Genomic DNA, 12,390 nt, shown 5'->3' on the forward strand with positions numbered 1-12,390 from the left:
TGTTAGCGGTGATATATATGAAAGAATTCCAAGAAAGAATGAAAATACTTTTAAAAGATGATTACAATCTCTTTGTCGAAGCATTAAAAAAAGATGATCAAAAAGCTTTATATCTTAATATCAGAAAGGACAACGGGGAACATGTCCTCAAGTCACAATATATCCAAAAACATCCCTATGTTCCCTTAGGTTACTACTTCGATGAAAAGAACTATCATCCAGGTCGTTCTCCTTATTATCTTGCTGGTCTCTATTATATCCAGGAGCCAAGTGCAATGCTTGTTGCAACAAAGATGCCCATCGAAAAAGATGATTATGTCCTTGATATGTGTGGAGCCCCTGGTGGTAAGAGCTGTATGGTAGCTAATAAGCTTGGACCCCAAGGTCTTTTAATTGCGAATGATATTAATTTATCACGGGCAAAAGTCTTAAGTGAGAATATTGAGCGTTTTGGCGTTGATCAAGCCATCGTGACCTCAACTGATCCTCAGCGCTTTTCAAGCATACTTCCCGGTTTCTTTGACAAGATTATTCTTGATGCACCATGTTCAGGAGAAGGTATGTTTCGTTCAAAAGATCTTGCTGAAGCAACATGGTCACTTGATAAAGTTCATGAATGTGCTGCCATTCAAAAGAGACTTATTGATACAGCCTATAAATTATTGAAGCCTGGTGGATTATTGATGTATTCAACATGTACTTATTCTGTTGAAGAGAATGAAGATAATGTACGTTATGCGATAAATCAATATGATATGGAATTAATACCTCTAGTACATGAAGGTGGTATGAGTGAAGGTATTGATATGCCTGAAGCTATACGTTGCTATCCTCATCGCTATCAGGGTGAGGGACAATTCATGGCATTACTACAAAAACATGGTCATGAAGAGAATCATAAATATAAGGCCATTAAGCCAAAAATTAGCCATGATGTTCAAAATGTTGTAGCAAGATTTTATCAGGACAATCTCAATGTTGCTTTGCCACAATCGCTTTATGAGAATAATGGACATGTCTATAAAATTCTGCCCCAGTTCCCTGATTTGGGAAAAATTCAAATATTGCGCCGTGGCCTTTATTTAGGAGAAGTGCGTAAAAACTATTTTATTCCTAGTTATTCCCTTGCTCTCAGTTTAAAAAAAGAAGATTTTCAACATTATTATGATTTTTCTGAAGATAGCATGGAAATCAAACAATGGATACATGGTGAAGCATTACCAGCACGTGGTGGAAAAGGTTATGGAGCGATTCTTGTCGATGGCTACCCCCTCTCCTTCTATAAGGAAAGCAATGCGATTAAAAACCTCTTTCCTAAGGGGTTAAGACGTTAACTGAATTGTGTGAATTATGTGAAATCTTAAAATCTTAAGATATTTCTTAATTTTCTTAAGAATTATGTTATAATGAATCGCGAAGGAGTTGATTCGTTTGAAGAAAAGAAAGATTATTGGTTTCGTTTTAGCCTCAGCAATGGTCGTTCCTTTTGCCGCAGGTTCAGTAAAAGACGCAAATGCAGAAAACTTTAGTGGTAAAGAAAAACAATATTATACATTATGTTCATCTAGTTCATTAACAGTTGCAAATAAGAAAACTTGTAAGGAATTCAATGAATATTTAAAGAATAAAAATGCTGATCTCAAAAAGAATATTGATACAGCAAGTAGTACAATTTCATCAAGTGAAGATAGTATTAATGCTATTGTAAAGAAAGTTGAAGATCTAGATAAGCAGATTTCAAGCTATGAAACACAGATTAAGGATGTCACTGCTTCTATTGAACAGACACAAAAAGATATTGAAGCAAGCAAAGAAAAGCTTAAAGAAAGAATCTATGCTAACCAGTCTAATGTGAATTCAAAAGTGAATGTTAGCTATATCTTCGGTGCTAAAAGCATGACAGATTTCTTCTCAAGAGTTTCTGCTCTTGCTGATATCAAGGAATCTGATGAAGATTTAATTAATGAAATCAAGGCAAAAGAAGCACAATTAAAAACACAGCAGGAAACACTTACAACTTCTAAGCAGGCTTTAGAAGCATCAAAAGCGTCTGCTGAAAATGATAAAGCTGTTCTTTATCAGAAGATCAGTGGTGCAAAAGCATCTTTAGAAGAAAGTAAGAAAGCTTTACAGTCAAATACTGACTCAATCACTTTAATTGCAAGCAATATGGCTGCCATTCAGGAAGCTACTGCCAAGGCAACTGTCAGCAAGGCTGAAGTGCAGAAAACAACTGTAGCTTTAAGTGGCAACACTTCTCTTGGTGCAAAAGTTGTTTCCCTTGCTTTAAGTAAACAAGGTTGCATGTATTTATGGGGTGCTGCTGGACCTAATCGTTTCGACTGTTCTGGTTTAGTCAGCTGGGCTTTAAATAATGCTGGTGTTAATGTTGGTCGTATGACTTCTGGCGCCTTCGCATCAGCTGGTCAGGCTGTTGATCGTAGCCAGTTACAGCCAGGTGATATTATTACATTCGGTTCACCTGTCCATCACGTAGGTATCTATATTGGTGGTAATCAGTTTGTTCATGCACCATCTACTGGTAAGCCTGTTCAGGTTTCATCATTAACTGGTTATTACAGCAACAACTATCACAATGCAAGAAGATTATTCTAATAAATAGGAATTTGGGTGACCAAATTCCTTTTTCTTTAAACAAATCAAATGTTATTTTCAAAGAGCAGGCTCCCTGCTCTTTTTACTTGTCTGGTCAATAAATAAAAAGTGATGAGCTCACTGTTAAGTAAGTTCATCACTCTATCTTCCAAGACACTTTGATAATCCAAGGTGATTATTTAATTTCAAGACATTTACCATCAGGTCCTGGGGTTGTATTCAGGTAGTCGGCAATTTCTTTTTTCGCTATCGAAGATGCAACAACACACTTATTAGGCGTTGTAACCTCCCCTTCGACAAGTGCCTCAGCTAATCCATGACATCCTGGATATCCACAGCCACCACAGTTTACCCCTGGCAGTTTATCTGTTACAACATCAATTCTTTCATCAACTTCAACCTTAAGATATTTATGTGCAATACCAAGCATCAATCCTAAGATTCCACCAATAATCATTAATGCAATAACCGCATTCATTTCTTTTCACCTTCTTTATAATGTCCACAGGCTATATTGGCACATCCCTGACAGGCCTTAAAATCTGTTTGGCAGTCTTTAGGGGCTTTTGTATGTTTGTTTAAAAGATATGTACCGATATAAAGAATAACAAGTAAAACAAACCAGATGATTGCATAAAGCATTAGACAACACCTGCAATTCCCATAATGGCACAAGCCATAATACCTGCTGTAATTAGAGCTATTGGTGCGCCTTTAAATGATGTTGGTACATCTGCTATATCAAGTCTTTGACGTATTGTCGCAAAGATATAGATGACAATTAAGAAGCCCAATGGTACTGCAATACCAGCTACAGCAGCTTCAAGTAAGTTATAATTTGCGGTAATATTATCTAAAGCTACACCAAGAACAGCGCAGTTTGTGGTTATGAGAGGAAGATAAACACCCATGGATTTATAGATATCCGGACTTGTTTTCTTTAAAAACATTTCCAAAAACTGCACCAATGATGCAATGACAAGAATAAATGTAATAAGATCCATATAGGTAATATCAAGTGGTACAAGGACATAATAATAAAGCAGCCAGGTAATAATAGATGACAAGAAAATAACAAAGATAACAGCAATTCCCATATTCAGAGCATTCTTGGGATTCTTCGACAGTCCCATTAAGGGGCAAATTGCATAGAACTTCGAGAGAACGACATTATTGACAAATGTCAGGGCAATAAAAAGCCCAAAGAGCTTCATCATTTCTTCACACTTCCCTTCTTCTCAAGATTCTCATCAACCTTGATTGCTTTCTTCATTTTACGGCTATTGATGAAGGCAAGAATACAGCCAAGGGTCAAGAAAGCACCGGCTGGTAATTTAAATAATGAAATCGCATAATCATCAAATAAATGCAGATCAAAGAAAACCTGTGTACTATTGAATGGATTATAGAATGATAATCCCCCTGTTCCAATGATTTGTCTGAAAAAGGCAATAATGAAGACAGCTAGCGTATAGCCAATCCCCATCCCCAGGCCATCAAGAATAGAATCAAAAGGATGGTTCTTGCTTGCGAAACTTTCAGCCCTTCCAAGAATAATACAATTGACGACTATCAATGGGATAAAGACACCTAAACTTGTATAGAGCGAAGGTGTATAGGCATTCATTAGAAGCTGCACGCATTTCACAAGTGTGGCAATAATAATGATGAAGACGGGTATACGTATTTCATCAGGAATAATCTTACGTAATAGTGAAATGATGAAATTACTTGCCACTAAGACCACTGTAACAGCCATGCCCATTCCTATCGCATTAGTCAGTGAAGTGGAGATAGCGAGTGAAGAACACATGCCTAGCATCATGACAAAAATAGGATTTTCTTTCCATATTCCATTGGTCAATATTTTAAGCTTTTTCATATTCTCCCTCCTACTTATAATGCTTTTGATAATGTGCGGTAGCCTGTTCAATACCTTTGACAACGGCTTTAGAAGAAATTGTTGCACCTGAAAGTGTATCAATGCCTGATCCAATTTGTTTCTTATTAATACGATCAGCCATTTCTTTCGTCCCTACACGACTACCAAAGCCACTTGTCTCCGTAGTAACATCAATAGGTGAATAGCCTAAATACCGACCACTTTGATCAAGAGCAACAAGATAAACAATATGACCACCATATCCAGGTGTAGAAATCTTATAAACATAGCCTTCTCGCTTCTCATCTTTTTTAGCTTCATAGATATTCTCAATTAAAGGATATTCTTTATGATCAAAAGAAACAGATTGAAAGTGACTTTGTTTATAGATAGCATTAAGTTGTTTTGTTTCGGCTTCTTTTTGAGCCTGAGTGATAATCGGATGAGTGAGCTGGAAAACATAGCTCATAGCTCCAGCAGACAGTCCTGCAACAAGCGAAAGAAATAAAGCAAGCTTAATAATGAGCTTCATAGATTTCACCTACTTTACTTTGTTTTGGTGGCTCTAAAGTCGTACTGACACCACCAATAATTCCTGTGCCCACACATAGTGCCACAAGAACAATAATGAGCTGTTTTTTAAGATGTTGATTAGTTCGACCGAGGATGAGTGTATCAATCCAAGGTGTCAACATATTCATAATAAGGATGGAGAAAAGGACACCTTCAGGATAGTTGGCTTTTAAGCGAATCAGCATTGTCAGAAAGCCAAGACTGATGCCATAGATAATTTTACCTAGCGGTGAACTTGGTGAGGTAACAGGATCGGTTGCCATCAAGATAGCCCCAAGCATCAGGCCACCAAGCATCAAGTGTCGTGCTATATTGACGCATGGATGAATGCCTAATACAAGCGCACTTACCAAAGCGAACAAGGCCACACTGCCAAGATAGCTAATTGTAATACGTGGATCATAGACATGGCGAAGTGCTAAAATAATACCGATGATTACCAATAGAATAATCAATCCTTCGCCAAGAGCTCCATCATGCATACCAAACAATAAATCACTTAATGAATAATGGAAAGCCGATGTTCCAAACCAATTTGTTTTTGCGAGAGCAGTAGCTGGCGTTGGGGATGTTGTTGCATCCACAAAGGATAAACTATTCGTCAGCTTTGAAGCAAAGGAAAGATGAACAACAACACGTCCTACAAGAGCTGGATTAAAGATATTCTGACCAAAGCCCCCATAAACAAGCTTACCAAAGAATGTCGCAATAAAAGCACCAATAACTACAACATAATAAGGAGTACCAATAGGCAATGTCAGTGTAAAGATAATTGGAGTATTGAGACAGAATGAATCGGTAACAATACTTTTAAGTGGCTTTTGGTGAATAGAAGCCCATATGCCTTCCGTAATAACAGCTGTCATAATCGCAAAGAAATACATGCCTAATGCTTTGAGACCATAATTGATATTATGGCGATATATCTGCATGATGATGGAAGCTATTGCAAGCGTTCCTTCAGCAATCAATAAATCACGCATGATGGTGGCTGTTGACTGAGGCTGACGATAGGCAGGCGTTGTGCGTTTCATTTTAATAATCATGCTTTTTTCCTCCTTAAAGTCAGTCCATAGCGACGTTTGCCTTTTGCGACAAAATCCGTCACTTCAATTTTACTTGGACATATATAAGAACACATGCCGCACTCTACACAGCGCATAACATCGAGTTTACCTAATAAATCACTATCATTGGCCTTTTCTGCCTGCATAATCCGGACAGGCTGTAAATGCATGGGGCAATGTAATGTACATTCACCACATTTAAGACATGCGACCGTATGTTCTTCCTGCTTCTTGAGAACGGTTATCGCATTCATATATTCAGAAATGACAAAACGGTCATTCATGATTGAACGGCCCATCATCGGTCCTCCTGCTAGCACATAGCCTTCACCATCAGCCACATATCCACCTATAGCTTCAATGATTTCATGAACCGGTGTTCCTACTCTTACATCAATATTTGTAGGATATTTAATACCATTGCCACTCACTGTCACAAGACGGGAAATAACAGGCATCCCTGTACGTATCCCCTGACTTAAGCTAATAGCACTAGCGGCATTATCAACGATGACATGAGCTTCGCTAGGTAAGCGGTCATATGTACGTTTCGTGAGTGTTTCAATCAACAAGCGTTCCCATCCCATTGGATAGACATCAGGCACTTGAGTGACAGTTATATGTTCATAGTTCTTCGCTGTAGCCTCTAATTTTGCATAGAGTTCTGGCTTACCAACCTTAATCGCAATAATAACTCTTTGAGCCTGTGCTGCTTTTCGAAAATACTCTGCCCCATCACATAGTGCTTGCGTCTGACGCATCATTTCATGATAGTCACTTGTGATATAAGGTTCACACTCAACACCATTGATAATAATTGTATCAATATCTTTGACAGCCTCATATTTTTTGTAGGCAGGAAAGCCTGAACCACCCATACCAACAATACCAAGCTGTTTGATTGCCTCAATGATATCCTGTTGTGTCATATGATCAGGGTCCTTGATATCAATAACTTTGACTTTCTCGTCTAGATGATTATTCGCAATAATCACATGGTTTTGTTGGCGCTTAGTCGCATGCATGCGCTTTTCTATTCCCGTAACTACGCCTGAAACAGTTGCATAAAGAGGTACATACATACTTTTGCGGAGTGCCAAAAGTGTCCCAATCTTCACTTCATCTCCTTCTTTAACACATATTTCAAAATCGGTTGCAGTTCCATCGACTAGTGGAATGGCAATCGTATCACCAACTGGACATTGTGCAATTTCTCCATGCATGGTCAAATCTTTATGACCTGCAAGGTGCACTCTCCCTTTGCCGGTAAACAATCCCATACAACCCCCTCCTTTTCACTATAAATATTATTATAGCATTGAAATTAATAATCGTAAGGGGTTACAGTAAGATTTATTTTTCACAATAAAAGGAGAAGCTATGCTTCTCCATCATAGATTTGACCAATACGATCATCAATTTTATGAACTGAAATACCGAGTTCTCGATATTGTCTTTGTAACGTTTGTAAGGTGTTTTCTACTTTCTCATAACGATCACACATCCTTACACTATTCTCTTTTAAAGCAAGAATCTCCTTCTCTACTCTTTCTAAATTCTGTGAACGTTTGAAGTCTTTGGTAATATTGATGAGTGTAAAAGCAACACCCATTAAAGTAGAAGGTGATGTAATAAGAACATGGGCTTTATGCGCCTCGTCAATAAGACTGCTCTCTTCTTGACAGATATAGAGATAAATGGCTTCACTTGGAATAAACATCAGCGCTTCTTCAACAGTATCCTCATTGATATATTTTGAAGCAATATCATGAATATGTTTTTTCACATCCTGACGAAATGCCTTCTTTGCATCTTGGTTATTATCAATCTGAGCAAAGTGATCGACAGGAAATTTACTATCGATAGCGAGTATTCTATCACTCCCTGGAATATGTAATGCCGCATCAACAATCCTTCCATTACTAAGATGATATTGTGTCTCGTAGATGGATTCACTTTCGCCAAAATAAAGTGATAATAAATGATAAAGCGTATATTCACCAAAATTACCGCGTTTCTTATTATTGACCATAATATTGTTCATGGCATTCACACTTGTCGCAATACGACTAAGTTTAGCATCAGAAACACCAAGATATTCTCTTGTTTTCATTGTTTCCGAAAGAATCATCGCAAAGCTTTTTTCATAAGCTTCTTTATTGGCTTTGTCTTCTAATAAAGTACGGGTATTGTCTTCAATTCCCTTTTCAATTCTTGAAAGCTCTCTTGTGTGATCCTTTTTCAATAAATTCATCAACAACAATACAATCACAATACCAAATCCAACAACAATCAATATATTCGTCATATGATTCCTCCCGACAAAAACCGATAGCTTTCGCTACCGGTACTACTTTCTGATAAGTTTAACTACAGATCTTACTCTTGCGGTATAAGGTTCATGATCTAGTGCTATATATTGATCAAGCTTATAACGTTTTGATAATGCAGTAATGGTTTTAGCAGCTGTAGCGACATTATCTGAGATAAAGATAATGGATGGTATCAGTGATTTAATGATGGATTCTTGTAAATCTTCATCAAGTGCTTCTTTATTGAGATGAATGAGCAATGTATCAAAGTCATTCTTCTTGCTTTGATAAGTGAATTCCTCAACAACATCGCCCTTCGCAAACATCTTATTCATCATCCCATTCTTAAGTGCATTTCTATTTGCATCTTCAACATGCCAGCTTTCATCCTCAAGTGCAACAGTATCATTCTCTAGTTCTGACTCAATAATCCCATTACCAGCATAGAGCGATAACAACAAGTCTTCTTTTTTCATCAGGCGTTTAAGTACTTCGAGAAGTTTTAAATCCATCACTGGATTCTCTAAGATATCACTTTTAATAGAAAGTGCATATTCATGTTCACCAAGATGATAAGTCTGTAAATGATCACCATAGATACGTTTATACCCTTTTTCTTCAAATTCCTGATATTTTGCCGTATTCACAGTATAATAAACGCTTGATACATGAGGAAGTTTTTCAATTTCATCACTAGCATTCTTCTTAATACCATCAGTACCTGTCACAAAGACAATGGACAATGTTTCTTCAACCTGTTTAATCATAATGAAACGTAACCCTCTTTGCAGCCGGTCATTATAGTCACGACAGTTATATTTATTTAAGATATCTTCGATGGATACTAAAGTTTCATTGATGATATCTGTCTGTAAGAAACAGTGGTTCATGAATGTAAAGTATCGATTGCCTCGCTGATAGACCCCGATAGCGAGCTTTCCTTTATAAAATCCAATTGGAAAGCCAATTTCATGACGATAACCAGTTGGTGTTGTTGATTCAATAACTGGTTTAAGATCGATTGTATCTAAATCGATATCAGTATATTTTGTAAGAGATTCCTTAATCATCTCACGTTTATAATTTAATTGATCATTATAGCGCATATGCATAAATGCACAGCCCAGGCAATTTCTTGATTCACGACATGGTGAAGGAATACGCTGAGATGACTTCTTATAGAACTTGACAATATGTCCAAGCATATAGCGTCTTTCTTCCTTATCGATTTGTATATCGACTTCATCCCCAACAAGCCCCTGGCTTACAAAACAAATTTTCTTTTTGATATAACAGATTCCTTCTCCATTAATACCTAGTCCTTTAATAGTCACTCTTTCGATACGCATAACTTCCTCCTCAAATCTTCTATTCTCTCAAGACTATATCACATTTTAAGTCTTTAAAGAAATATTTTAGCGAAAAGAAAAGAAGAACTATTCTTCGTCCTTCTTCTCTTGTTGTATTTCTAATACTAATTCCGTAATACGATTATTCACAACTTTACGTATTGTAAATGTGCAACAATCAATCGTCACCTTTTCTCCTTCTTCCGGTGTCCCATTCACTTCACCAAGCACCAAGCCACCAATGGATTCAAAGTCTTCTGTCTCAAAATTCGTTCCACATGTTTCATTGACTTCATCAATATCTACAGAACCATCAAGAATATATTTATGTGGACCAATTTCATGAATGACTTTTGACGAATCATCATCATATTCATCATCAATTTCACCAACAATCTCTTCAACAATATCCTCCATTGAAACAATTCCACTCATAATACCATATTCATCAAGAACAATAGCGAGGGAAACATGTTCTTTACGCATTTTCGCAAAGACATCATTAATAGGATTGAATTCATAAACAAAGAATGGCTGACGCATATAGCTCTTTATTCTAAAATTCTCACGATCTACACCAAGTGCCATCAATAGATCCTTGACATTTAAGACCCCTATGAAACGATCCAAGTCATCGGAATGAACAGGAATACGTGAGAACTGATTCACTCTCAGGACATTCATTAATTCATCATATGTGACATCATCTTCCACAAAAGCTACTTTAATACGAGGTGTCATAATTTCTCTAATTTCTGTATCACCAAATTCAAAGACATTATGCAGCATTTCTTTTTCTTCATCTTCAAGCACGCCTTCTTCATGACTGACATTGACTATCGTCTTTAAGTCATCTTCAGTCATTGTTGGTCCTTGATCCTGTTGATCGCCCAAAAGCTTAATAATGCCTCTTGAAATAGCTGTCAAAAGAATAACAACGGGGGTAAATAATATGCGATTAGCCCTCAAGATCTTACATGTCGCAAGAGAAATGGACTCCGCCGAATTGCTTGCCATTGTCTTAGGAGTTATTTCCCCAAAAACAAGAATAACCAATGTTACAACACCTGTCGCAATCGCTACACCAATTCCCTGATTGCCTAAAAAGCTAATCACAAATGATGTTGTCAAAGCTGAAGCTGCTGTATTGACAATATTGTTTCCTACAAGAATCGTGCTTAATAGCTTATCAGAATCTTGTAGTAGCTCATCCACAATCTGCGCACGTGCCTGTTTCGGATCACTGTCATCTTCTGCTCTTGTTTTAATACGAATCTTGCTGACAGACATGAACGCTGTCTCAGTTGAAGAATAGAATGCCGATAAGCCAATTAATATAATAAATATCACTAACATTGATATCTGACTCGAGTCCAAAATAATGATTATCTCCTTTAAATTGAATTTCTTTTCTTCCCAATTATAGCAAATATCCCTATTCATGTAAAATAAAGAAAGCCCGTATAGGCTTTCTTTATTTTACATGCTCTTAACAACGTAGTGACTTTAAATTACGATAATCAAATGTCCATCCACTTCCTAATGGATTAAGACGTTCCATAATAACTGGTATAGATTGTTCATCACATTGTAAGAGAAGGAAAAATTGATTTTCTTCAAACTGTGAAACACAATCACCACTTCTGAGATGATGGAGAAGATTAGCTTTAACATCATCAATAACATAACCATCCATTGTATAAGTAATGGCAATGACATAATCATTCCATTGACCTCTTCTTAACTGGCGTCTACGAAGCTGGCAAAAGCGTCCAAACTCTCTTGGTGTGCATTCAAAGGCTTGGTCATTTGGATCATGCGTTAAGACGGCTTTAAGATCATTTTCTTGATGGCCATTCTTACCTGTAAGTTCGTCAATAGAATGTATCGTAGCTAGACTTAAACACTGATGATAAAGCGGTCTGACAACGGCTAAATAGTCATGCAATAGTGCATCCTGATTTTCTTTCACCAATTTACGAATAAGAGACAATTGGAGATAATCATTATTCCCTTTCTCTTTCAACAGGCTTCTTGCCATTGTAGAAAAAGCGATACTATGAGAATCATAAGAAAGAAGTAATGCATAAGCCATTTCGCTTAATGCAAGATCCAAAAAATTATCACGTCTTGTATATTCTGTCTCACCTTCAATCATTGGTAATAAGGCCCCATGATAGAGTGATAGTGCTTTTCTAGCATAACTTAGATCATGATGATTCTTTTGAAAATCTTCATAGTTCTTTATAAAATCTTCATAGTCAATCACATATGTTATATGATTGGTCAAATAATAATAGCCTCCCGTTGAACATATCAGCTGTTCACCATTGAAGTGTTCCCTGAGGAGTGTGCGTGTTCGATAAACAAGTGCCTTGAGTCCATTCAAAGGATTTGAATCAGTTCCTTTGAAGATATATGAAGCCAATGTATGATTATCAATCTTTTCATTGCGATTTAAAAATAGATAACTCAATAATCTCGTCATTTGTAATGAATGAAGCTCTTCATATTCTAAAACTTTGTCCTGATATTCAATCCTGAAGTTCCCAAGCATACTTATCTTCATGATTGTCTTCATGCTTTCATCC

13 protein-coding genes are annotated in these 12,390 nt (G+C 36.9%); 2 read left to right on the forward strand and 11 right to left on the reverse strand.

The genetic code is table 11. From position 1 onward, the window contains the following. Window positions 1-17: 17 nt before the first annotated feature. Window positions 18-1,334, forward strand: coding sequence for an RsmF rRNA methyltransferase first C-terminal domain-containing protein (locus FYJ79_RS07115; protein ID WP_154516036.1), 1,317 nt, complete (start codon window positions 18-20; stop codon window positions 1,332-1,334). Window positions 1,335-1,431: 97 nt separating this feature from the next. Next, window positions 1,432-2,616 (forward strand): C40 family peptidase, encoded by a 1,185-nt coding sequence (locus tag FYJ79_RS07120; RefSeq protein WP_154516039.1) that lies wholly within the window; start codon window positions 1,432-1,434, stop codon window positions 2,614-2,616. Window positions 2,617-2,791: 175 nt separating this feature from the next. On the opposite strand, the gene FYJ79_RS07125 is transcribed toward FYJ79_RS07120, so the two are convergent. The 11 genes from FYJ79_RS07125 to FYJ79_RS07170 all read right to left on the reverse strand — a co-directional run bounded on the left by FYJ79_RS07125 (window position 2,792) and on the right by FYJ79_RS07170 (window position 12,380). Next, entirely contained in the window at window positions 2,792-3,094 is a 303-nt protein-coding gene (locus FYJ79_RS07125; protein ID WP_154516042.1) for a (Fe-S)-binding protein, read from the reverse strand. Continuing rightward, window positions 3,091-3,258: a hypothetical protein gene (locus tag FYJ79_RS12430; RefSeq protein ID WP_195837034.1), complete on the reverse strand. Its 168-nt coding sequence runs from the start codon at window positions 3,256-3,258 to the stop codon at window positions 3,091-3,093. The genes FYJ79_RS07125 and FYJ79_RS12430 overlap by 4 nt, the downstream gene beginning before the upstream one ends. Beyond that, window positions 3,258-3,830, reverse strand: a complete 573-nt coding sequence (locus FYJ79_RS07130; protein WP_154516123.1) for an electron transport complex protein RnfA — start codon at window positions 3,828-3,830, stop codon at window positions 3,258-3,260. The genes FYJ79_RS12430 and FYJ79_RS07130 overlap by 1 nt, the downstream gene beginning before the upstream one ends. Continuing rightward, window positions 3,830-4,498, reverse strand: a complete 669-nt coding sequence (rsxE, locus tag FYJ79_RS07135) for an electron transport complex subunit RsxE (RefSeq protein WP_154516045.1) — start codon at window positions 4,496-4,498, stop codon at window positions 3,830-3,832. Before rsxE ends, FYJ79_RS07130 begins: the two co-directional genes overlap by 1 nt. A gap of 10 nt (window positions 4,499-4,508) precedes the next feature. Further along, window positions 4,509-5,030: an FMN-binding protein gene (locus FYJ79_RS07140; protein ID WP_154516048.1), complete on the reverse strand. Its 522-nt coding sequence runs from the start codon at window positions 5,028-5,030 to the stop codon at window positions 4,509-4,511. Next, window positions 5,014-6,117 (reverse strand): RnfABCDGE type electron transport complex subunit D, encoded by a 1,104-nt coding sequence (locus FYJ79_RS07145; protein ID WP_154516051.1) that lies wholly within the window; start codon window positions 6,115-6,117, stop codon window positions 5,014-5,016. Before FYJ79_RS07145 ends, FYJ79_RS07140 begins: the two co-directional genes overlap by 17 nt. After that, complete coding sequence (locus FYJ79_RS07150) at window positions 6,114-7,418, reverse strand: RnfABCDGE type electron transport complex subunit C (RefSeq protein ID WP_154516054.1); 1,305 nt, start codon at window positions 7,416-7,418, stop codon at window positions 6,114-6,116. Before FYJ79_RS07150 ends, FYJ79_RS07145 begins: the two co-directional genes overlap by 4 nt. A 98-nt stretch (window positions 7,419-7,516) precedes the next feature. Then, a complete protein-coding gene (gene rmuC, locus FYJ79_RS07155) occupies window positions 7,517-8,446 on the reverse strand; it encodes a DNA recombination protein RmuC (protein WP_154516057.1) in 930 nt (309 codons plus the stop codon). A gap of 42 nt (window positions 8,447-8,488) precedes the next feature. Further along, window positions 8,489-9,799 (reverse strand): 23S rRNA (uracil(1939)-C(5))-methyltransferase RlmD, encoded by a 1,311-nt coding sequence (gene rlmD / locus FYJ79_RS07160; RefSeq protein WP_154516060.1) that lies wholly within the window; start codon window positions 9,797-9,799, stop codon window positions 8,489-8,491. An 87-nt stretch (window positions 9,800-9,886) separates the two neighbouring features. Continuing rightward, window positions 9,887-11,155 carry a hemolysin family protein gene (locus tag FYJ79_RS07165; RefSeq protein WP_195837035.1) on the reverse strand — a complete coding sequence of 423 codons (1,269 nt, stop codon included), beginning with the start codon at window positions 11,153-11,155 and terminating at the stop codon, window positions 9,887-9,889. A 133-nt stretch (window positions 11,156-11,288) separates the two neighbouring features. Beyond that, entirely contained in the window at window positions 11,289-12,380 is a 1,092-nt protein-coding gene (locus FYJ79_RS07170) for a hypothetical protein (RefSeq protein ID WP_154516066.1), read from the reverse strand. Window positions 12,381-12,390: the final 10 nt, after the last annotated feature.

This window comes from Sharpea porci, assembly GCF_009695655.1.
Lineage (GTDB): Bacteria > Bacillota_I > Bacilli_A > Erysipelotrichales > Coprobacillaceae > Sharpea > Sharpea porci.